Source organism: Plantibacter sp. VKM Ac-2885 (assembly GCF_015351205.1).
GTDB classification, from domain to species: Bacteria; Actinomycetota; Actinomycetes; order Actinomycetales; family Microbacteriaceae; genus Plantibacter; species Plantibacter auratus.
Genome location: NZ_JADKSK010000002.1, coordinates 175,332 through 195,878 on the forward strand (window position 1 = coordinate 175,332; position 20,547 = coordinate 195,878).

The 20,547-nt window shown below is 70.1% G+C and carries 19 protein-coding genes; 7 read left to right on the plus strand and 12 right to left on the minus strand.

Annotation, left to right across the window (positions count from 1 at the left end; translation table 11 throughout):
• Nucleotides 1-3 precede the first annotated feature (3 nt).
• Nucleotides 4-1,053, plus strand: a complete 1,050-nt coding sequence (locus tag ITJ66_RS13395; RefSeq protein ID WP_137244147.1) for a biotin/lipoate A/B protein ligase family protein — start codon at nt 4-6, stop codon at nt 1,051-1,053.
• Nucleotides 1,054-1,144: 91 nt separating this feature from the next.
• A complete protein-coding gene (locus ITJ66_RS13400; RefSeq protein WP_137244146.1) occupies nt 1,145-1,690 on the plus strand; it encodes a HEAT repeat domain-containing protein in 546 nt (181 codons plus the stop codon).
• Nucleotides 1,691-1,761: 71 nt separating this feature from the next.
• Here the strand turns inward: ITJ66_RS13400 and ITJ66_RS13405 are convergent, their stop codons facing one another.
• Genes ITJ66_RS13405 through ITJ66_RS13415 form a run of 3 tightly spaced genes read right to left on the minus strand, consistent with a single transcriptional unit; the run spans nt 1,762 to nt 3,585 of the window.
• Nucleotides 1,762-2,262, minus strand: coding sequence for a hypothetical protein (locus ITJ66_RS13405; RefSeq protein WP_079706439.1), 501 nt, complete (start codon nt 2,260-2,262; stop codon nt 1,762-1,764).
• 39 nt (nt 2,263-2,301) lie between these two features.
• Nucleotides 2,302-3,231: a polyphosphate kinase 2 gene (gene ppk2, locus ITJ66_RS13410; protein WP_194644932.1), complete on the minus strand. Its 930-nt coding sequence runs from the start codon at nt 3,229-3,231 to the stop codon at nt 2,302-2,304.
• Nucleotides 3,232-3,291: 60 nt separating this feature from the next.
• A complete protein-coding gene (locus tag ITJ66_RS13415; RefSeq protein ID WP_071260637.1) occupies nt 3,292-3,585 on the minus strand; it encodes a GNAT family N-acetyltransferase in 294 nt (97 codons plus the stop codon).
• Nucleotides 3,586-3,655: 70 nt separating this feature from the next.
• Here ITJ66_RS13415 and ITJ66_RS13420 point away from each other — a divergent pair, with 70 nt between their 5' ends.
• A complete protein-coding gene (locus ITJ66_RS13420; protein ID WP_194644933.1) occupies nt 3,656-4,522 on the plus strand; it encodes a site-specific DNA-methyltransferase in 867 nt (288 codons plus the stop codon).
• Nucleotides 4,523-4,600: 78 nt separating this feature from the next.
• Here ITJ66_RS13420 and ITJ66_RS13425 read toward each other — a convergent pair whose 3' ends face one another.
• The 4 genes from ITJ66_RS13425 to ITJ66_RS13440 all read right to left on the minus strand — a co-directional run bounded on the left by ITJ66_RS13425 (nt 4,601) and on the right by ITJ66_RS13440 (nt 10,502).
• Complete coding sequence (locus ITJ66_RS13425; RefSeq protein WP_194644934.1) at nt 4,601-5,614, minus strand: LacI family DNA-binding transcriptional regulator; 1,014 nt, start codon at nt 5,612-5,614, stop codon at nt 4,601-4,603.
• Between the two features lie 137 nt (nt 5,615-5,751).
• Nucleotides 5,752-7,200, minus strand: coding sequence for a GH1 family beta-glucosidase (locus ITJ66_RS13430; protein WP_194644935.1), 1,449 nt, complete (start codon nt 7,198-7,200; stop codon nt 5,752-5,754).
• Nucleotides 7,201-7,504: 304 nt separating this feature from the next.
• Nucleotides 7,505-9,298 carry an MDR family MFS transporter gene (locus ITJ66_RS13435; protein WP_137244142.1) on the minus strand — a complete coding sequence of 598 codons (1,794 nt, stop codon included), beginning with the start codon at nt 9,296-9,298 and terminating at the stop codon, nt 7,505-7,507.
• Nucleotides 9,299-9,407: 109 nt separating this feature from the next.
• Nucleotides 9,408-10,502, minus strand: coding sequence for an alpha/beta hydrolase (locus ITJ66_RS13440; RefSeq protein WP_194644936.1), 1,095 nt, complete (start codon nt 10,500-10,502; stop codon nt 9,408-9,410).
• A gap of 81 nt (nt 10,503-10,583) precedes the next feature.
• Here ITJ66_RS13440 and ITJ66_RS13445 point away from each other — a divergent pair, with 81 nt between their 5' ends.
• Nucleotides 10,584-11,435: a M15 family metallopeptidase gene (locus ITJ66_RS13445; protein ID WP_071260628.1), complete on the plus strand. Its 852-nt coding sequence runs from the start codon at nt 10,584-10,586 to the stop codon at nt 11,433-11,435.
• A gap of 78 nt (nt 11,436-11,513) precedes the next feature.
• Here ITJ66_RS13445 and pgm read toward each other — a convergent pair whose 3' ends face one another.
• From pgm to ITJ66_RS13465, 4 genes are all read right to left on the minus strand, one after another.
• Nucleotides 11,514-13,133 (minus strand): phosphoglucomutase (alpha-D-glucose-1,6-bisphosphate-dependent), encoded by a 1,620-nt coding sequence (pgm, locus tag ITJ66_RS13450; RefSeq protein WP_194644937.1) that lies wholly within the window; start codon nt 13,131-13,133, stop codon nt 11,514-11,516.
• Nucleotides 13,134-13,161: 28 nt separating this feature from the next.
• The gene (locus ITJ66_RS13455) at nt 13,162-13,602 is read right to left on the minus strand and encodes a TA system VapC family ribonuclease toxin (protein ID WP_229939705.1); all 441 of its coding nucleotides are present in this window, start codon (nt 13,600-13,602) and stop codon (nt 13,162-13,164) included.
• A gap of 2 nt (nt 13,603-13,604) precedes the next feature.
• Nucleotides 13,605-13,847, minus strand: a complete 243-nt coding sequence (locus ITJ66_RS13460) for a ribbon-helix-helix protein, CopG family (protein WP_124767583.1) — start codon at nt 13,845-13,847, stop codon at nt 13,605-13,607.
• 125 nt (nt 13,848-13,972) lie between these two features.
• Nucleotides 13,973-15,541: an alpha/beta hydrolase gene (locus tag ITJ66_RS13465; RefSeq protein WP_194644938.1), complete on the minus strand. Its 1,569-nt coding sequence runs from the start codon at nt 15,539-15,541 to the stop codon at nt 13,973-13,975.
• Nucleotides 15,542-15,830: 289 nt separating this feature from the next.
• On the opposite strand from ITJ66_RS13465, the gene pheA reads away from it, so the two are divergent.
• Nucleotides 15,831-16,793 (plus strand): prephenate dehydratase, encoded by a 963-nt coding sequence (pheA, locus tag ITJ66_RS13470; RefSeq protein WP_194644939.1) that lies wholly within the window; start codon nt 15,831-15,833, stop codon nt 16,791-16,793.
• Between the two features lie 119 nt (nt 16,794-16,912).
• Here pheA and ITJ66_RS13475 read toward each other — a convergent pair whose 3' ends face one another.
• Nucleotides 16,913-17,581, minus strand: coding sequence for a GntR family transcriptional regulator (locus tag ITJ66_RS13475; RefSeq protein WP_137244136.1), 669 nt, complete (start codon nt 17,579-17,581; stop codon nt 16,913-16,915).
• Between the two features lie 93 nt (nt 17,582-17,674).
• Here ITJ66_RS13475 and ITJ66_RS13480 point away from each other — a divergent pair, with 93 nt between their 5' ends.
• A complete protein-coding gene (locus ITJ66_RS13480) occupies nt 17,675-18,964 on the plus strand; it encodes an MFS transporter (RefSeq protein WP_370582655.1) in 1,290 nt (429 codons plus the stop codon).
• Between the two features lie 188 nt (nt 18,965-19,152).
• Nucleotides 19,153-20,508, plus strand: coding sequence for an NADP-specific glutamate dehydrogenase (gene gdhA, locus ITJ66_RS13485; protein ID WP_064296885.1), 1,356 nt, complete (start codon nt 19,153-19,155; stop codon nt 20,506-20,508).
• Nucleotides 20,509-20,547: the final 39 nt, after the last annotated feature.

Sequence of the window (20,547 nt, forward strand, 5' to 3'; positions counted from 1 at the left end):
GGCATGCATGGTGAGTACAAGGTCCCGGGTGGCAAGCTCGTCGTCGTCGATCTCGAGGTGGTCGACGACCGCATCGCGGACTTCCGCCTCGCCGGCGACTTCTTTCTCGAACCCGACGACGCACTCGCGCTGATCGACCGCGCCGTCACGGGACTCCCCGCCACCACGGACGCCGCAGGCCTCGCCGCCGCCATCCGCGGTGCCCTGCCCGAGGACGCCGTGCTCCTCGGCTTCACGCCCGAGGCCGTCGCGACGGCAATTCGCCGCTCCCTTGCGAAGGCGACGGGCTGGGGCGACTACGACTGGCAGCTCATCCACGAGGGCTCGGTGTCTCCGCAACTCCACCTGGCGCTCGACGAGGTCCTGACGAACGAGGTCGGCGAGGGCCGCCGCGGTCCGACGCTCCGCATCTGGGAGTGGGACCAGTCGGCCGTCGTCATCGGCAGCTTCCAGTCGCTCAAGAACGAGGTCGACCTCGACAACGCCAAGGCGAACGGCTTCGAGGTCGTCCGCCGCGTCTCGGGCGGCGGCGCGATGATGATGCAGCGCGGTGGCATCATCACCTACTCGCTCTACGTGCCGGCCGAGCTCGTGAACGGCATGACCTTCGCCGACTCCTACGCCTACCTCGACGACTGGGTGCTCGTCGCCCTGCGCTCGCTCGGCATCGAGGCGACGTACCAGCCGCTCAACGACATCACGAGCCCGTCGGGCAAGATCGGCGGTGCCGCGCAGAAGCGGCTCGGGAACGGCGCCGTGCTGCACCACGTCACGATGAGCTACGACATGGACGGCGAACTCATGACCCAGGTGCTCCGCATCGGGCGGGAGAAGCTCAGCGACAAGGGCACCACCTCGGCCGCCAAACGCGTCGACCCGCTCCGCAGCCAGACCGGGCTCTCGCGGGCCGAGATCATCGATCGCATGAAGGACACCTTCGTCGAGATCACCGGCGCGACCCCCGGCCACGTCACCGCCGCCGAGCGCTCCGCCGCCGAGCAGCTCGTCGCCGACAAGTTCGCCACCGACGCCTGGCTCACCCGCGTCCCGTAACCTGCTGCAGCCCGCGAACTGTCACCAGTGGCGGGTGTGGGCCTGCATCACCCACCGTTGGTGACAGCTCGCGGGCTAGGGTGGGGGGACGATGACAGCGCAGAACGAGACACCCGACCCGTCGACCCCCGCCACGCAGGCGTCCCTCGAGCAACGGCTCGCCGACGCGGTGGCCGCCGAGAGCGAGACCCGGGTCGTCGAACGCTGCGTGTCCCTCCTCGCCGGTCGCTACGAGGGTGAGGACTTCCTCCGCGTCGTCGGCGGACACCACGCCGAGGGCATCCTCGGCGGAGCGCCCGCGCTGTACTGGCCCGAGCTCTGGGGCACCCGTGCCCTGCTGCACGTGTGGGACGACTCGGCGACCGCGCCCGTCGTCGGAGCACTCGGCAACCAGGCCTGGCGCGTCCGGGAGATGGCCGCACGCGTCTGCGCCGAGCGTCGGATCGGCGACGTCGCCGCGATCGCGCCACTGCTGAGCGACGACCACGCCCGCGTGCGCGCAGCCGGAGCCCGGGCGCTCGCCGTCGTCGGTGGTGACGACGCCAAGCCGCTCCTCGAGGCGCTCCTCCGCGACCCCGACCGCGAGGTCCGGCGCGCCGCGCAGCAGTCCGCGAAAGCGCTCGCCGCCCGCCGCTGAGCTCGCGAGGGGTCCCGAACGGTCGGCCCGGACGCTCGACACCAGCCGTTCGGGACCCGTCTCGGGCCGGACTAGTGGGTGCCGGCCTCGAGCAGGATGATCACGATCCCGAACAGGGCCGTCGCGACGCCGCCGAGGAGACACCACCACCAGCGTGACCCGCGCACCACGAAGGCCGCGCAGCCGAGCACGAAGAGCATCAGCGTGGACACCTGCAACGCCAGGATCACGGCGTGCTCATGGCTGAGCACACCGGCGACGCCGAACACGAGCGGGATCGTCGGGAGGACGGCGGACAGGAGCATCCCGGACGACTCCTGGAACCCGTGCCTGATCGACGCTCCGAGCGTCACCAGCGCCTCGTGCCGGTCGTCACCGTGGTGCGCGAGGGCGGCCGAGTAGACGTGCGCGAGCCAGAACACGATGAGGGTCAGCGCACTCGTGATGAGCACCTGCTCGACGTCGTCCTCCTCGTACACGCTCGACGCGCCGACGAGGCCGGCGTAGACGACGGTGCCGTAGATCGCGCTCGACGAGGTGAGGCGTCGCAACGGTGACGGTTTCGGCTGCATGATCCAGAGGATAGCGGGCGCTGCGGCCCGGCGTCCGGTTCAGTCGCCGACGTTGCGCTCGCCGCGCTCGCCGCGCTCGTAGACCGAGGCGGCGGGCCCCACGATGTTGGTGTCGGGCGTGCCCACGACCTCGTGGTCCTTGTTGTCGTAGTCGAAGCGGTGCAGCACGTGCCGCATCGCCTCGACCCTGGCGCGCTTCTTGTCGTTGCTCTTGACGATCGTCCACGGGGCGTCGGCCGTGTCCGTCGCCTCGAGCATCGCCTCCTTCGCGCGGGTGTAGTCGCCCCACTTGTCGAGGGAGGCCAGGTCCATCGGGGAGAGCTTCCACTGTCGCACCGGGTCGACCTGGCGGATCGCGAAGCGCGTGCGCTGCTCGTCGGCGGAGACGGAGAACCAGAACTTCACGAGGTCGACGCCGTCGCCGACGAGCATCTGTTCGAACAGCGGGGCCTGGCGCATGAACTCGTCGTACTGCGCCGGGGTGCAGAACCCCATCACGCGTTCGACGCCCGCGCGGTTGTACCAGGACCGGTCGAACAGCACGATCTCGCCGGCGGCCGGCAGGTGCTGGACGTAGCGCTGGAAGTACCACTGCGTGGACTCGCGGGTGGTGGGCTTCTCCAGCGCGACGACGCGGGCGCCGCGCGGGTTGAGGTGCTCGGTGAAGCGCTTGATCGTGCCGCCCTTGCCGGCCGCGTCGCGTCCCTCGAACACGACGACCAGCCGACGGTCGTTCGCCTTGATCCAGTTCTGCAGCTTCAGCAGCTCGATCTGGAGCAGTCGCTTGTCGCTCTCGTACTGCTCTCGCGACATGCGCTCGGCGTACGGGTAGCCCTCGCGCCACGTGTCGATGTGGCTGCCGGCGGCGTCGAGCAGGATGGGGTCGTCGTCGTCGACGTCGACCACCTGGTAGCCGTCGACCTGGTCGAGTGCGGGCGGCGGGGCGTAGTGCGAGACGAGCTGCTGCATGGTCGGGACGCTAGTCCCCGCGCGTAACCGCCAGGTGACCGGTGGGTGACGCGCTGGTGGCTAGCCGGCTGAGCGGGTGAGGAGGTCCTGTCGCTCGGGGTGCGCGTCGAACCACTCGCCCACGTACCAGCACATCGGGACGATCCGACGGTCGCTGTGCTGCTCGACGTCGTCGACCGCGTAGGCGACGAGTTCGCCCGCGTACCCCTTGCCGCGGAAGGGCGGCGTGGTGAAGGTGCGGGGGAACGAGATCGAGTCGCCCGAGATCCGGTAGTCGACGACGCTCACCAGCTGGCCGTCGACGTGCATGGTGTAGCGCTGGGCATCGGTCTCGTTGGCGAACTCCGTGGTCATACGCGGTACAACGCGCGGGGCCGATCGTTCCTTCCCGGGTGTGCGGGCTGCTGGCTGCCAGAATAGGCACATGTCCCTCGCCGCAGCAGCCGATGAAGTGCCGCTGCGATGGACCCCGGACGGCCCCGACCTCGTCCTCGAGGGCGACAACCTCGACGTCGTGGCGCAGCTGCCCGACGAGTCGTTCACGCTCATCTATCTCGACCCGCCGTTCAACACCGGCCGCGTGCAGCGTCGCCACTCCTCGACCTCGGTGCGCACCGCTGAGACGGGGGTGAACCGTTTCGCCGGATTCAAGGGGCAGGCGTACGAGCGCATCCGCGGCGACCTCCGACGCTTCGACGACGCCTTCGACGACTACTGGGGCTTCCTCGAGCCGCGACTCGTCGAGGCCTGGCGCGTCCTGGCCACCGACGGCACCCTCTACCTCCACCTCGACTACCGCGAGGCGCACTACGCGAAGGTGCTCCTCGACGCCCTCTTCGGCCGGGAGTGCTTCCTCAACGAGATCATCTGGGCCTACGACTACGGCGCGAAGGCGCAGAGCCGCTGGCCGACGAAGCACGACACGATCCTCGTCTATGTGAAGGACCCGAAGGGGTACCACTTCGACAACGCGACCGTCGATCGCGAGCCCTACATGGCGCCCGGGCTCGTCACCGCGGAGAAGGCGGCACGCGGCAAGCTGCCCACCGACGTCTGGTGGCACACGATCGTGTCGCCGACCGGTCGCGAGAAGACCGGCTACCCGACGCAGAAGCCGGAAGGGATCCTGCGTCGCATCGTGCAGGCGTCCTCCCGCGAGGGCGATTGGGTGCTCGACTTCTTCGCCGGCAGCGGCACGACGGGGGCGGTCGCGAAGGCGCTCGGCCGTCGGTACGTCCTCGTCGACGAGAACCCGCAGGCGATCGAGATCATCCGCGCCCGCCTCTCCTAGGCCGCGAACTGTCAGTTCAGCACAGTCGCTGCGCCCGGGACTGTCGTCTGGTGACAGTTCGCGGGCTGGCGGGGAGGGTCAGACGGAGGCGCGTGGGACGAGGCGGGTCGGCATCATCGTGACGCGCTCGACCGGCTCGCCGGCGAGGCGACGGACGAGCACCCTCGCCATCTCGGCGCCGAGGTCGACGGGCGACTGTGCGATGGTCGTGAGCGGCGGAGCTGCGGTCTCGCCGTAGCGGTCGTCGTCGTAGCCCACGACGGCGATGTCGCCGGGGATCGTCAGGCCGGCTTCACGGATGACGGAGTAGGCGCCGGCGGCCATCTGGTCGTTCGCGGCGAAGAGTCCGTCGATGGGCACGCCGCGCGCGAGGAGACGCCGCATCGCGGCAGCGCCGTCGGCGGGGGAGAAGTCGCCCACCTCGACGAGGTCGTGTGGGAGACCCGCGAGCTCGAGCTCTGTGCGCCACCCGGCGAGTCGGTCGACCCCACCCGGCATGTCCTGTCGGCCCGCGATCGTCGCGATCCGCGTCCTGCCGGCCTCGATGAGGTGACGGGCAGCGGTCCTCGCGCCCTCGACGTTGTCGACGTCGACGTAGGTGCTGTCGACGACGTCGGCACCCATGGGGCGACCTCCGAACACGATCGGGAGCTCCTGGCCGAGCCGGGTGTACGAGTGGTCACCGCTGTGGTGTGACACGACGAGCGCGCCGTCGACGTTGCCGCCGAGCAGGTATCGGCGGGTCTTCTCGGAGTTCGCCTCACTCGCGATGAGGAGGTTGAGCGTGTAGTCGGTCTCCGCCAGCTCGAGGGCCACTCCCTGCACGACCGACGCGAAGAAGGGGTCCGAGAACACCCGGGCGGTCGACTCCGGGACGACGAGCGCGATGACCTGGGTGCGGCGGGAGGCCAGCGACCGGGCGGCGCGGTTCGGGACGTAGTCGAGCGCGGCGATCGCCTCGTTGACGACGGCGACGACCTCGGCCGTGACCTTCGGCGAGCCGTTGACGACGCGCGACACGGTCGCGCGGGAGACGCCTGCGCGTGCCGCCACCATCTCGAGCGTCGGGGCTCCTTGACCGGACTGCATCATCGTCCCCTTCCGAGCGGGTGAGCGTGCCGAGTGCAGTGTATCGCCGGGCGTCTGGACGTCCGTGGCCGGTGCCGCTCCTCAGGAGGTGACCGGCGTGTCGCGGCCCCTCGATCGCGACACGCCGGAGTGTTCCTGCGTCAGGGAAGCTCCGCCACGGCGGGCACCACACGCGAGGCGGCGAGGCGGCGCGCGTACGCGAGTCCGCTGTCCTTGATCGTGCGCTCCTGCGTGTCGTAGTCGACCCGCACGATCCCGAACCGCTTGTCGTAGCCGTACGCCCACTCGAAGTTGTCGAGCAGTGACCAGACGAAGTAGCCGCGCACGTCTGCGCCGTCGGCGATCGCGAGTTCCACCTGGTCGATGTGGTCCTGGATGAAGGCGTCGCGGTCGACGTCGTGGATGCGGCCGTCCTCCGCGACGACGTCGTCGTAGGCCGCGCCGTTCTCGGTGACGTACAGCGGCGGCAGCGTCGGGTACTCGCGGCCGAGCCGGACGAGCAGGGTGCGGAGGCCGGCGGGGTGCACCTCCCAGACCATCGCGGTGCGCGGGAGTCCACGGCTCGGGAAGGAGATGTCGGGCGAGGCGAGCCACGGCGAACCGGCCTCGCGCTCGGTCGCACCGGAGTGGCCGCCGTCGGCGCCGGAGTCGTCGGGGTGACCCGACACGAGGTCGTCGTGGTAGTGGTTGACGCCGAGGAAGTCGATCGGGGCGGAGATGGTCTCGAGGTCGCCGTCGTGGACGAGCGTGTCGAGGCCGAGGCCCTCGAGGTCCTGGGCGACGTCGGCCGGGTACGCACCGAGGACGATCGGTTCGAGGAAGATGCGGTTCATGATGCCGTCGACGCGGCGGGCGGCGTCGACGTCGGCCGGGTCGGTGGGGTCCGCCGGGATCGCATTGGTGAGGTTGAGGGTGATGCCGATCTGCTCGGCTCCGAGCTCGCGGAGGCGCGTGGTCGCCAGGCCGTGGGCGAGGTGCTGGTGGTGGATGGCGGCGAGTGCGGCGGCCTCGTCGCGTCGGCCGGGTGCGTGCACGCCGACCGCATAGCCGAGCAAGGAGGAGCAGAACGGTTCGTTGAAGGTCGTCCAGTGCTGGACGCGGTCGCCGAGCGCCTCGTAGGTCGCCTCGGCGTAGTCGACGAAGCGCAGGGCGGTGTCGCGGTTCGTCCAGCCGCCCTGTTCCTCGAGCGCCTGCGGGAGGTCCCAGTGGTACAGGGTGAGCCAGGGGAGGATGCCGGCGTCGAGGAGCTGGTCGACGAGGCGACTGTAGAAGTCGAGGCCGGCGGGATTGACGTCGCGGTCACCCGGCTTGATGCGCGCCCAGCTCGTGGAGAAGCGGTAGGCGTCGAGGCCCAGCTCGGACATGATCGCGATGTCGCCGGCGGTGCGGTGGTAGTGGTCGACGGCGACCTCGAGGTCGTCACCGTTGGCGATCGCTCCGGGCACCCGGGCGAAGGCGTCCCAGATGGAGTCCTCCTTGCCGTCCTCGTGTGCTGCTCCCTCGACCTGGGCGGCCGCGGTGGCGGAACCCCAGAGGAACGGCGGCAGGATCAGGGTCGGACGGGTGGTGGGCTGGGGGGCGTGCGTCATCGAAGCTCCTCGTGGCTGGGTGCACGCCCATGCTATCGCCTGCTGAGAGCGCTCTCATGCTGGTCTTGGGTGTCGGTGGGGTGTGGCGCCAGCGCGGTGCGCTGACGCGAGCGCGGGTCTGCGGCGTGAGCGCGCCCCTCCGGAGGGGCGCGCTCACGCGCTGGGGCCGCGGTGACGCCGATTCGACAGCGGTCACGTCAGCGCACCGCGCTGACACCCGGATGACCCCGTCAGCGCGGTGCGCTGGCGGCGGTCACCCCGCGCTCACGTCAGCGCGGTGCGCTGGCGAACCGACGAACGACGGTCAGCGACGGGCGGAGGGATCGACGACGCGGTTGCTCGCGGTGTCGGGTGACAGCTGCGACCCCGCCAGCTCGGCGGCACGCTGGGCGGCGAGCGACAACTCGTCCTCGGCGTCCTCCGCAGCCTGGGCGTCGGTGCGCTCCTGCAGCGCGGACTTCGCCCGCAGCGGCGGCGCCTTGAGGAACCAGCTCAGCACGAACGCGACGGCGACCACCGCGAAGCTCACCCAGAACACGGTCACGGTCGCATCCGCGAACCCCGTGAGGAACGGCGCGGCCAGGTCGTGGTTCGCACCGACGAGGAACGAGGTGTCGCCGTCGAGCGCGGAACCGGCCGAGCCGCCGGACTGCACCTTGGAGAGCACGTCCAGGATGCCCTTGTTGGCGGGATCGGAGAGCACGGCAGGGTCCTGTGCTGCAGCCTGGGCGTTCGCGAGCAGCGTCGGGTCCTTGAACGCCGCACCGATCGTGTCGGGGAGTCGCGTGTAGAGCACGGAGAAGATGACGGCCGTGCCCAACGTTCCACCGATCTGGCGGAAGAAGGTCGACGAGCTCGTCGCCACCCCGATGTCGCGTGCCTCGACGGCGTTCTGGCTGGCGATCGTCAGCGTCTGCATCAGCTGGCCGAGTCCGAGGCCGACGAGCAGCATGCCGCCCATCATCCACCAGACCGGCTTGTCCGCCGTCGCGAAGCTGAAGTAGAAGAAGCCGCTCAGGAGCAGGAAGGTGCCGACGATCGGGAACGCCTTGTACTTGCCGGTCCGGGCGATGATCTGGCCGCTCGCGATCGACGAGATCATGAGGCCGAGGATCATCGGCAGCATCAGCAGACCGGACTCGGTCGGCGTCGCGCCCTCGACGAGCTGCAGGAACAGCGGCACCGTCATCATGGCGCCGAACATGCCGAACCCGACGAGCACACCGAGGATCGTGGCGACCCGGAAGGTCGAGTTCTTGAACAGCTTCAGGGGGATGAGTGCGTCGTCGCCCATGGCCCGCTCGACGAGGATGAACCCGATGATGCCGGCGACCCCGATGGCGTAGCAGGCGATGGACCCGGCCGAGGCCCAGCCCCAGATGCGGCCCTGCTCGGCGACGAGCAGCAGGGGCACGACGGCGAGGACGACCGTGGCGGCACCCCACCAGTCGATGCGGACGCTGTGGCGCGTGTGCGGGATGTGCAGGAAGCGGAGGACGATCGCGAGCGCGATGACGCCGATCGGCAGGTTGATGAGGAAGACCCAGCGCCAACCGGTGATGAACAGCAGCTCGGGGGCACCGGCGAACAGACCGCCGATCAGCGGGCCGATGACGCTCGAGACGCCGAAGACCGCGAGGAAGTACCCCTGGTACTTGGCGCGCTCGCGCGGGGCGAGCATGTCACCCATGATCGTCAGCGGCAGGGCCATGAGGCCACCGGCGCCGAGGCCCTGGATGGCACGGAAGATCGCCAGCTCGTACATCGAACCGGACATGCCGGCGAGGAGCGAGCCGATGAGGAAGATCGAGATCGCGATGATGAACAGCGGGCGGCGGCCGAAGATGTCGGACAGCTTGCCGTAGATCGGCGTCGAGACGGTCGAGGTGATCAGGTACGCGGTGGTGACCCACGCCTGGAGGGCCATGCCGTCGAGGTCGTCGGCGATCGTGCGCATCGAGGTGCCGACGATGGTCTGGTCGAGCGCGGAGAGGAACATCCCGGCCATGAGGCCGAAGATGATGAAGAGGATCTGCCGGTGGCTGAGGACGGGGGCGGATCCCGACGGCTCGGTCGAGGCGGGGGAACTGGATGACATGCGGTCTCGTTCGACTCTGGGCGCGCCGGTTTGCGGGCGCACCGACGTTGGGGATTTTGCGTAGTGTGCAAACTTACACCCGGCGCAAGTTCCGCGGCAACCGCTTCGGTCAGGGCGTGGAGGTCGGCGCTGCGTCAAGGTTCGCGTCGAGCGCCGCGAGGTAGTCCAGGGTGGCCGTGAGCGCAACATGGGCGTCGTCGAGGTCGAGGTGGAACTGGTACTCGTGGGGGAGCGCCGGCTCGTGGTCCGCGGCCCAGAAGAGCTTCGTGACGTCGACGCCGGCGTCCTCGAGGGCACTGCTCATCGGGACCGACTGCAGCCAGGTGAGGGCGTCGCCGTTCCCGCCCGTGATGAAGGTCGGCGGGAAGTCGGCGGTGACGAAGTCGATCGTCGACATGAGCGCACCGGTCGACGTCTCCGACCAGTCCTTCGTGCCCGCGTAGGCCCAGAGGGCGGTCTGCAGGCCCCAGGCGCCGATGCCGTCGAGCTCAGCCATCGAGGGTAGGTCGTAGACCCCGCAGTTGAGGATCGTCCCGACGAGCTGGTCGGCGTCGATACCAGGCGTCATGCCCGACAGCGTCGCGTAGTCGGGGTTGGTCGTGAGGACGGCGAGCTGGCTGGCGAGCTGCGATCCCGCTGAGTCGCCCGCGAGCACCAGGCGGTCCGGGTTCCCGTTCCACTCGGCGGCGTGCTCCGAGATGTACGCGAGGGCGTCGTTGAGTTGGTTCACGGCCGTCGGATAGACGGCCTCGGGAGCGATCGTGTAGTTGACCGCGATCGTCGTGTACCCCTCAGCCGCGAGAATGCGGAGGTAGGGCTCGACGTTGCCCTTCTCGCCGGAGATCCAGGCGCCGCCGTGGATCCAGACGATCGTGGTCAGCGGTTCGGTGCCGTCCGCTGGGGTGAAGACGTCGAGGGTGGTGTCCACCTGTGGTCGGCCGCCGCTCGGTGCCGCGTACGCGATGTCGCGGAACTCCGTGAGCTTCGTGTCGGGGACGTACGGTTCCATCTCGGCGACCGTCGCAGCACCGCCGCGTTCGAACACCGAGCGGATGAGGAGCGCGGACGGCCACGGGGTGATGGCCGCGATGACCGCGACGGCGAGGCCGAGACCGATCACGACGGCGGCCGCGGTCAGGAGCCGACGGAACCGCGGGCGCTTCCGGTGCGTCGGCGCGTGGTGTGCTGGCGTCCCTGCAGTCATGGTCGGGCCCCTCGTCCGGTGTGCAAGCCTGTCGACAGTGTGGCAGAGGCGTATGCGCCGTGTCGCGGTTAGGCTCGACGTGTGACCGCAGCCCACCAGCCCTCCCACCGACGCCCGGTTTCGCGGCGCGTCCGACGCAACCGCGTGATCGCGTTGAGCGTCCTGGCCGCCGCGCTCGCGATCCTGCTCGTGGTGCTCGTCGTCAACATCGCCGGCGGCGCCACGCCCACCCCGGCCGCCGCCACGAAGACACCGAGCGCGACCCCGTCCGTCACCCCGACGCCGACCCCCACGCCGACGCCGACGGAGACGGTGCCGGTCGCGCCCCCTGCCCCGCCGGCGTTCGACAAAGCCGCCTACTCGATCGACGACCCGCTGAGCCCGTGGGTGGTCGTCAACAAGACCCGACCGCTGAACCCGGTCGACTACACGCCGCCGGACCTCGTGTCCGTCCCTGTCGCCCACACGTGGGACCCGCTGTTGCGTGCCGAGGCCGCCGCCGCGATCGTGCAGCTGTTCGACACCGCCTCCGCCGAGGCCGGCCTGTCGCTCGCTTCGAACAGTGCGTACCGCAGCTACTCGAGCCAGGTGTCGGTGTACGACAGTGAACCCGACGATTCGACGACCGCGCGCCCCGGCTACAGCGAGCACCAGACCGGCTGGACGATGGACATCGGAGCCGAGAGCGGCAACTGCTCGCTCAACACCTGCTTCGGCGACACGGCGGAGGGCCAGTGGCTCGCCGCGAACGCCTACCGCTTCGGGTTCCTCCTGCGGTACCCGGCCGACAAGGTCGACGTCACCGGCTTCTCGTTCGAGCCGTGGCACTACCGCTACATCGGCGTGCCGCTCGCGACCGAGATGCACAACACGGGCGTCACGACGCTCGAGGAGTTCTTCGGGCTCCCGGCGGCTCCCGGATACCTGAACTAGCCCTTCGACAGGCTCAGGGACCGGGTGCCGGCTCGGTGACCGGGGCCCGGTCACTGAGCCTGTCGAAGTGCCGGTCGCCTAGGCGCCGAGGGCGGCGTCGACGATCTGCTTCGCCTCCGCCTGGACGAGCTTGAGGTGCTCCGCACCCTTGAACGACTCGGCGTAGATCTTGTAGACGTCCTCGGTGCCGGACGGACGCGCGGCGAACCACGCGTGCTCGGTCACGACCTTGACGCCGCCGATGGCCGCGTCGTTGCCCGGCGCATGGCTGAGCTTCGCGACGATCGGGTCGCCGGCGAGCTCGGTCGCCGTGATGGCGTCGCCGTCGAGCTTGCCGAGCCGCGTCTTCTGTTCCTTCGAGGCCGCGGCATCGACGCGCTCGTACACGGGGTCGCCGAAGCGCTCGGTCAGTTCGCGGTAGAGCACCGAAGGGGTCTTGCCCGTCACGGCGAGGATCTCGGCGGCGAGCAGACAGAGGAGGATGCCGTCCTTGTCGGTGGTCCACACCGAGCCGTCGAAGCGGAGGAAGCTCGCGCCGGCGCTCTCCTCGCCACCGAAGCCGACCGAGCCGTCGACGAGACCGGGGACGAACCACTTGAAGCCGACCGGGACCTCCCAGAGGCGGCGTCCGAGGGACTCGGCCACGCGGTCGACGACCGACGACGACACGAGGGTCTTGCCCACCGCTGCGTCGTCGCGCCAACCCGGCCGGTTCGCGTAGAGGTAGTCGATCGCGACGGCGAGGTAGTGGTTGGGGTTCATGAGCCCGGCGTCGGGCGTGACGATGCCGTGGCGGTCCGCGTCGGCGTCGTTGCCGGTGAGGAGGTCGAACTCGTCGCGTCGTGCGACGAGCGCCGCCATGGCGGAGGGCGACGACGGGTCCATGCGGATCTTGCCGTCCCAGTCGAGCGTCATGAACGCCCAGGCCGGGTCGACGTGCGGGTTCACGACGGTGAGGTCGATCTCGTAGCGGTCGGCGATCGCCTGCCAGTAGTGGACGCTCGCACCGCCGAGGGGGTCGGCACCGATGCGGATCCCGCTGCGCTTGATGGCGTCGAGGTTGATGATGTGCTTCAGGTCGTCGACGTAGTTGCCGCGGAAGTTGTACGTCTCGACCGCGGACGGTTCCGCCATCTTCACGTCGTGCAGCCCGCCGGCGATGAGCTCGTTGGCGCGGTTCGCGATCCAGGAGGTCGCGTCGGAGTCGGCAGGTCCGCCGTGCGGGGGGTTGTACTTGAAGCCGCCGTCGGCCGGCGGGTTGTGGCTGGGCGTGACGACGATGCCGTCCGCCTGGTCGCCGTTGCCCTCGGCGTTGTACTTGAGGATCGCGTGGCTGAGCGCGGGGGTCGGCACGAAGTCGTCGAACTCGTCGACCAGGACGCGCACGCCGTTGGCGACCAGGACCTCGAGGGCCGTCGTCTGCGCCGGCCCGCTGAGCGCGTGGGTGTCGGAGCCGATGAAGAGCGGCCCGGTGATGCCCTGGCCCGCTCGGTACTCGACGATCGCCTGCGTGGTGGCGGCGATGTGGTCCTGGTTGAACGCGGTGTTCAGCGAGGAGCCGCGGTGGCCGGAGGTGCCGAACACCACCCGCTGCTCGGGGATCGAGACGTCCGGCTTCAGCGTGTAGTACGCGTCGATGAGCGACGGGACGTCGATCAGATCTGCTTCGGTGGCGGGGGTACCTGCGCGATCGTTCATCGCACCAGTCTGGCAGGAACGACCGATGTCAGGAAGGCGCTTGACCCGTGGCGAGTGGCGATTCCCAGCGGAGGTCGGGGAAGCGCGCGAAGTCGCGATCGAGCGTGACGAAGGTCGCCCGGTGTTCGATCGCGAGTGCGGCGTGGGCCGCGTCGGCGACGAGGTTGCCTTGGGCCTCGACCGCTGCACAGAGCGAGGTGAAGATCGTCCAGAACGACGGGCCAGGGCGGACCACCTGAACGCCGGGCTCGTCGCGGAGTCGCTGCATCTGCTCGAGCGCGACGGAGATCGGAGTGGGATCGACGAAGATCCGACGCTGGGTCACGATCCGGATGTACCCCGCGAGCACGGCTTCGCTGACACCCAGGGGTTCGCTCGATCGGACGGCATCTTCCAACCAGGTTGCGAGCGTGCGGTGGTGTTGTGAATCGGGTCGGAACGCGCCGATGAGGACGTTGGTGTCGACCACCTTCACTCGAAACCGTCCATGATGTCCTCGAGTTGCGCGTTGTTCGTGAGGTCGATTCCTGGGCGGGGTCCTCCTCCGCCGTACGGCACGACCTTGTAGGGCTCCCGCTCGGGCGGTGCGGCCGCGGCCGCCAGCTTCGCGCGCAGGGCCTCTTCGATGTAGGCGGTCACGGTCTTCCCCTCCTGCGAGGCGTGCTCGCGGACGGCCTCGTAGAACTCGTCGGCGAGTCGGATGGTCGTGCGCATGAGCCGAGCCTACGAAGGCGTATGTCGGTATGTCAACGACGCTACCGCGTTCCATCGGCGCAGGAGTGAGCCGACGCGGATCTGTGGAGAGGACGCTGGTCCGGGTGCCTGTGGAGGGCCGTCGACTAGCGCGTGGCGAGGAGCGCCGCGGCCGAGGCGGAAGCGGAGGCGGTCGTGGAGGCGCCCGTCGTGGATGCGGCCTCCCCGGCGCCCGCGGCGTCCGGCACGGGGCCGCGCTGGTGGGGCGACCCGGGCGTCGTCAGGTCGGCGACCGCGTAGGCCTGACCCGTGACGATGCGCTGGATGGCGTAGAGGCTCTCGGTGGCCGGCCCGAGGTACTTGCCCCGGTCGTCGGCGTTGCTCGACCCGACCGCGTTGTGTCCGTCGACGGCGCCGAGGTGGTCGCCGTCGCCGAGCGTCAGACCGTCGGAGCCGAAGGTGGTCGCGCCCCAGGAGCTCGTCGCAGGATCGGCTCGACCGGACAGGAACTGGCCGAGACCGGCGAGGGTGTCGGCGCTCGCCTGGGAGGCGTACACGCGGCTCGCCGGGACGTGCAGATCGTCGATCCCGATCTCCGTCGGGATACCGGCCGAACCGAGCATGACGAAGTCGTCGACGTGGTAGTCGCCGGACGCCAACGCGAGCGAGGCGGTCGCCGTGCCGTACGAGTGCGCCACGACGCTCAGCTGCGAGGCGACGCCGTGGGCGGAGCGGACGGCGTCGTATCCGGCGAGCACCCCGGCGAGCAGTGGAGCTCCCTCGACCGCCCGGTCGTTCGACGGCACCTCGAGTGCGCTCGGGCTGTGTCCGCCGATCCAGAGGATGACCGCGCTGTCTGCTGCGGCGGTCTGGATGCGCTTCGCCCCGCGCAGGTAGTCGTCGAGTTCGAGTGCGCTGCTGTTCATCCCGGGGACGAACACCGTGACGTAGGTGGCGGTGTCCACGTCTCCGACGGCGACCGCGACCCGCGGGGGTCCGGAGCCGCCCGCCTGCAACGTGATGAGGTACTCCGGCTGGAGTCGGGCGGCGATCGCGTCCGGTGTGTACCGGTCGACGAGCAGCTTGATCGCGTCCAGGCGCGACAGGGTCGTGGCGAGGGCTGCCGAGTCCGCCTGCCCGTCGACCTGGTCGCTGCTCACGGTCAGCGAGCGGTAGCTCGCCTCGGTGTCGGCAAGGAGGCCGGCGAGGCGGGAGACGTTGGCCGTCGCCCGGTCCGTGTAGGCGACGCCCTCGAGGTTGCCGATGACCGCCGGGTAGCCGGTGATGAGCAGTGCGCGGTACCCGGGGGCGAGCTCGGTCCAGAGCTGCGCGACCTGCGATGAGGACATCGTCGTGAGTGCCGTCGCCGCCGCGGCGAGATCCCCGGCGTAGGCGGCGGTGAAGGCGGCCGCCGTCATCGTCGGGACGGAGGAGGCCGCCGGTGCGAAGTCGGTGGCGGAGATCGCGCTCGCGCCGGCGGTCGAGGTCTGCGTCACCGTGACGACGCCGGCCAGGATCGCGGCGATCGCGACGGTCATGACGATCGACTTGACGAGTGTCGCGCGGGCCGCCGAGATCGGCCGGTGCACCCAGGCCGGCAGCGACAACGACGGGAGGCTCCAGGAGGAGCCGAGGCTGAACGCGGCCTCGCTGCCGCTCGCCAGGTTCAGTCGGGGAGTGGACCGCGGGGCGGCGTCGGTGAAGACACTCGTCACGTCACTCCTGTTCCTGTCTCAGCCCGTCGGGTGGAGCCTCGCGCGACATGGATCACGCATCGAGATCGGGGAGACGAACGGCCGTGAACTCGTTTCCCGAGACGAGCGGCAGCGCTCAATACACCCTTGTATCCATTGTGGCGGGTATTGGCGTGATTTGAACAGCTCAAAACGGGGGGTATCGAGGCCGAAATGACCCGATCTTCCTGGAAATCACCCGAATGTGACCTGGATGGGAGTCAACGGTCGTCCAAGGGTGTGTCGCGAACCACACGGTACGCTCGGAGGCATGCCAGCCGCACCCGCCGACGACGCCCCCCGGAGCTACAGTTTCCTCGGTCCGAGCGGGACGTTCACCGAGGTGGCGCTGGGCCAGGTCGAGGAGGCCAGGGGCCAGATCTGGAAGCCCGTGTCGAACGTCGGCGAGGCGCTCGGCGACGTCCTCGAGGGCCGCAGCACAGCCGCGGTCATCGCCATCGAGAACTCGGTCGACGGAGGTGTGTCCGTGGCGCAGGACGCACTCGCCACGATGCCCGGTCTCCGCATCGTCGGCGAGGTGCTCGTGCCGGTGAACTTCGTACTCGTCGCCCGCCCCGGAACGCGACTGGAGGACGTTTCGGTCGTCAATGCGCACCCCGTCGCCTACGGGCAGTGCCACCTCTGGCTCGACGCGAAGCTGCCCTCGCACGGACACATCCCCGCGTCGAGCAACGTCGCCGCCGCAGCTTCCCTGCTCGACGGCACCTCGACCGCCGACGCCGCGGTCGCCCCGCCCGGCATCGTGAACCACTACGACCTCGACGTCCTCGCGGAGAACATCGGCGACAACCCGAACGCCGTGACCCGCTTCGTCGTCGTCTGTCGCTCACGGGAGATCCCGGCCCGGACGGGAGCCGACAAGACGAGCCTCATCGTCGAGCTGCCGAACGACGAGTCCGGCTCGCTGCTCGGCATGCTCGAGCAGTTCTCCACGCGTGGCGTGAACCTGAGCCTCATCGAGTCCCGGCCCATCGGCGACGCGCTTGGACGCTACCGCTTCGTGATCGACGCCCTCGGACACATCGAGGACGAACGGATGGCCGACGCCCTGCTGGGGCTCCGACGCTTCAGCCCGAACGTGATCTTCCTGGGCTCGTATCCCAGCGCCGATCGCACCGCCGTCGACTACCACTCCCGCTACAACGACGAGGTGTTCATCGAGGCTCGCGACTGGTTGCGCGGGCTGCTGTCGGCGGAGCCGCTCGACCACTGAGCCGTCGCGCTCGCGCACAACTCCTGCTGTCGGTCCGTGTCCGAGCTCGGGGACGGCGTGTCAGCGGGATTCGAGGCGGGGTGCAGGAGTCGTGAGCGCCGACGCGGTGTCGCCGCGGTTCAGCTGACGACGTCGACCCCGTGACCGCGGAGGCGACGCTGGTCGGCGGTGAGCGAGGCGATGAGCCGCTCGTTCGTCCCGCGGATGTGACGCGCGACGAGGTCCGCCGCGCGCTCGGGGTCGCGCGCCGCGACCGCGTCGAGGATGGCGCGGTGCTCCGTGGCGGCCTGCTCTCGGGCCTCGGGCGTCCGCACCTCGAGCCAGCGGGTACGGGCGAGCCGGACCATCGCGCCGCGCACCCCTTCGGCGAGCAGGTGGTTCGCGGACAGTGCCGCGAGCTCCTCGTGGAAGTCGCCGCCGACACGGAGCACCGTGTGCTCGTCGTCGGGGCGGGGTTCGTCGAGCAGGGTGCGGATCGCGGCGAGCTGCGCTTCGGTCGCGCGTTCGGCGGCGAGCCGGACGCCGGCGGTCTCGAGCGCCTCACGGACCTCGGCGATGAGGCCGATCTCTTCGAGGTCGATGGGCGCGACGATCCAGCCGCGGCCGTCCCGACGCGCCAGTCCCTCGGCCTCGAGCCGGGTGAGTGCGGCGCGTACGGGTGTCCGTGACGCCGCGAAGCGTTGCTCGAGCCCCCGCTCGGTGAGCGGCTGACCGGGCGCGAGGTCGAGGGTCAGGATCGCCCCGCGGAGGCGCTCGTAGAGCTGCGTGGTCTGCGTCGGAGTGCTCATCCGTGTTCCCGATCCGGCCGGTGACTCTTGGTATACCAAAATGGTGTACCGTCATGCTAGCAGTGGGAGACACCCAGCGCAGGAAGCGGCACGATGACCGGATCGACACCAGCCCCCGTGGCCCCGGCGACCGCGCGCGGGGCGCGTCCACCGATGCCGAACGCCGGTCGGGCCTGGACCGTCCTCGGGCTCGGTGTCGCCGCGCAGACCGCCGGCACGCTCTTCGTCAGCACCCCGGCGTTCCTCATCCCGCTCCTGCACGCCGAGCGGGGCATGTCGCTCGCCGAGGCCGGCGTCCTGGCCGCAGCCCCCACGCTCGGCATGGTGCTGACGCTCATCGCCTGGGGCTGGCTGGCCGACCGCGTCGGCGAGCGCATCGTCATCGCGGGCGGCCTCGCCCTCACCGCGCTGGCCGCTGCCGGGGCGATCGCCGCGGACGGCCTCATCCCCTCGCTCGGCTACGGTCCGCTCGGCATCCTGCTCCTGCTCGGTGGCGCCGCCTCCGCGAGCACGAACTCGGCGAGCGGCCGGATCGTCGTCGGCTGGTTCCCGAAGGACCGCCGCGGTCTCGCGATGGGGATCCGTCAGATGTCGCAGCCCCTCGGCGTCACGGCGGCCGCTGTGACGGTGCCTTCCGTGGCGGCGGCGTCGGGCATCTCCGCCGCCCTCGTGATCTCGCTCGTCGCGACGGGTGTCCTCGCCGTGGCCTGCACCATCGGACTCCGGAATCCGCCACGGATCGTCGTGCCGAAGCCGGTCCCGACGGAGACGACGCCGAACCCCGTGGCCGCGCGACCCCGCAACCCCTATCGAGGCGACGGCTTCCTCTGGCGCATCCACGCCGTGTCGATCCTGCTCGTGGTGCCGCAGTTCACCCTCACGACCTTCGCTCTGGTGTGGCTCGTCACCGATCAGGGCTGGAACGCACTCGCGGCGGGCGTGCTCGTCGGCGTGGCGCAGTTCGTCGGAGCGATCGGCCGGATCGGCGTCGGGGTGTTGAGCGACCGCGTCGGCAGCCGGGTGCGACCGCTGCGCTGGGTGGCGGTGTCGGCGGTCGTCGTCATGCTGCTCCTCGCCGGTGTCGGGCTGCTGCAGTGGCCGGTGGCGGTCGCCGTCGCGCTCGTCGTCGCCAGTGCCGTGACGGTCGCCGACAACGGGCTCGCCTTCACCTCGGTCGCGGAGATGGCCGGCCCCACCTGGGCCGGGCGGGCGCTGGGAGCGCAGAACACCGGCCAGTTCATCGCCGCGTCCGTCGTCGGCCCGGCGGTCGGTGCGCTCATCGGGCTGGTCGGCTATCCGCTCGCCTTCCTCGCGGTCGCGGTGCTGCCGGCCCTCGCGATCCCGATCATCCCGAGCGAGGCCGCGGAGCACGACCACCTCTAGGTCGTCGTCCCACCGGTCCGGTGGGCTCGTCTAGTCGACGTTTGACGGATATCTATCGCGGCTGCCAGGCTTGCCGAGGCCCCACGACGGCCCGTGTACCTCCCCGCCGGCGAGTCGCGCTCCACTGCCTCCGACCACCGTCGAGCGACAGCCGGAGACGCCTGGTCGGCCGATCAGAAAGCACCACAGTGACCGGCACCACCACGTCCACCGACCCCGTCCACGCCGTCGCGGAGGCCGCCCTGCGGCGCAACGCGGGCGAACCCGAGTTCCACCAGGCGCTCCTCGAAGTCCTCGAGTCCATCCGCCCGGCGCTCGACGAACACCCCGAGTACCTCGAGGCGGGCATCCTCGAACGTCTCGTCGAACCCGAGCGGCAGGTCGTCTTCCGCGTGCCGTGGACCGACGACCGCAATCGGGTGCAGGTGAACCGCGGCTTCCGCGTCCAGTTCAACTCGGCGCTCGGCCCGTACAAGGGCGGGTTGCGCTTCCACCCGAGCGTGAACCTGTCGATCGTGAAGTTCCTCGGGTTCGAGCAGATCTTCAAGAACGCCCTCACTGCACAGGGCATCGGCGGTGCGAAGGGCGGCAGCGACTTCGACCCGCACGGGCGATCGGACGCCGAGATCATGCGCTTCTGCCAGAGCTTCATGAACGAGCTCTACCGCCACCTCGGCGAGCACACCGACGTCCCGGCCGGCGACATCGGCGTCGGCGCGCGCGAGATCGGATTTCTCTTCGGCCAGTACCGGAAGATCACCAACCGTCACGAGTCGGGCATGTTCACCGGCAAGGGCGTCGGCTGGGGCGGCGCCGAGGTGCGCACCGAGGCGACCGGGTACGGGACGGTGTTCTTCGTGGACGAGATGCTCGCCGTCGACGGCCGCGGGGTCGAGGGCAAGCGCGTCATCGTGTCGGGTTCCGGGAACGTCGCGACCTACGCGATCGAGAAGGTCCACCAGCTCGGTGGCACCGCCGTCACCGCATCGGACTCCTCGGGGTACGTGGTCGACGACGCCGGCATCGACCTCGAGCTCCTCAAGCAGATCAAGGAGGTCGAGCGCGGCCGGATCTCCGAGTACGCCGCCCGCCGTCAGGGCGCCCACTTCGTCGCCGGCGGCAGCGTCTGGGACGTCCCGGGGGAGATCGCGCTGCCGAGCGCGACGCAGAACGAGCTGCACGAACGCGACGCGATCGCCCTCGTGAAGCACGGCGTCATCGCGGTCGCGGAGGGCGCGAACATGCCGTCGACGCCCGAGGCCGTGCGGGTGTTCCAGCAGGCCGGCGTCCTCTTCGGCCCGGGGAAGGCGGCGAACGCCGGTGGTGTGGCGACCTCGGCGCTCGAGATGAGCCAGAACGCTGCCAGGCAGCGGTGGTCCTTCGACGACAGCGAGGTGAAACTCCGCGGCATCATGCACGGTGTGCACCGCGCCGCCTACGAGGCCGCCGAACGCTACGGCCGGCCGGGCGACTACGTCGTCGGGGCGAACACCGCCGCGTTCGTGAAGGTCGCGGACGCGATGCTCGCCCAGGGCGTCATCTAGTTTCGTCCCAGTCCCCGACTCAGGAGTGCTCCGGCGCGT

Bases quoted from the DNA above. Each gene is read 5' to 3' on its own strand.
- ITJ66_RS13395 (WP_137244147.1), top strand. From the start codon at position 4: ATGCATGGTGAGTACAAGGTCCCGGGTGGCAAGCTCGTCGTCGTCGAT.
- ITJ66_RS13400 (WP_137244146.1), top strand. From the start codon at position 1,145: ATGACAGCGCAGAACGAGACACCCGACCCGTCGACCCCCGCCACGCAG.
- ITJ66_RS13405 (WP_079706439.1), bottom strand. From the start codon at position 2,262: ATGCAGCCGAAACCGTCACCGTTGCGACGCCTCACCTCGTCGAGCGCG.
- ppk2 (WP_194644932.1), bottom strand. From the start codon at position 3,231: ATGCAGCAGCTCGTCTCGCACTACGCCCCGCCGCCCGCACTCGACCAG.
- ITJ66_RS13415 (WP_071260637.1), bottom strand. From the start codon at position 3,585: ATGACCACGGAGTTCGCCAACGAGACCGATGCCCAGCGCTACACCATG.
- ITJ66_RS13420 (WP_194644933.1), top strand. From the start codon at position 3,656: ATGTCCCTCGCCGCAGCAGCCGATGAAGTGCCGCTGCGATGGACCCCG.
- ITJ66_RS13425 (WP_194644934.1), bottom strand. From the start codon at position 5,614: ATGATGCAGTCCGGTCAAGGAGCCCCGACGCTCGAGATGGTGGCGGCA.
- ITJ66_RS13430 (WP_194644935.1), bottom strand. From the start codon at position 7,200: ATGACGCACGCCCCCCAGCCCACCACCCGTCCGACCCTGATCCTGCCG.
- ITJ66_RS13435 (WP_137244142.1), bottom strand. From the start codon at position 9,298: ATGTCATCCAGTTCCCCCGCCTCGACCGAGCCGTCGGGATCCGCCCCC.
- ITJ66_RS13440 (WP_194644936.1), bottom strand. From the start codon at position 10,502: ATGACTGCAGGGACGCCAGCACACCACGCGCCGACGCACCGGAAGCGC.
- pgm (WP_194644937.1), bottom strand. From the start codon at position 13,133: ATGAACGATCGCGCAGGTACCCCCGCCACCGAAGCAGATCTGATCGAC.
- ITJ66_RS13460 (WP_124767583.1), bottom strand. From the start codon at position 13,847: ATGCGCACGACCATCCGACTCGCCGACGAGTTCTACGAGGCCGTCCGC.
- pheA (WP_194644939.1), top strand. From the start codon at position 15,831: ATGCCAGCCGCACCCGCCGACGACGCCCCCCGGAGCTACAGTTTCCTC.
- ITJ66_RS13475 (WP_137244136.1), bottom strand. From the start codon at position 17,581: ATGAGCACTCCGACGCAGACCACGCAGCTCTACGAGCGCCTCCGCGGG.
- ITJ66_RS13480 (WP_370582655.1), top strand. From the start codon at position 17,675: ATGACCGGATCGACACCAGCCCCCGTGGCCCCGGCGACCGCGCGCGGG.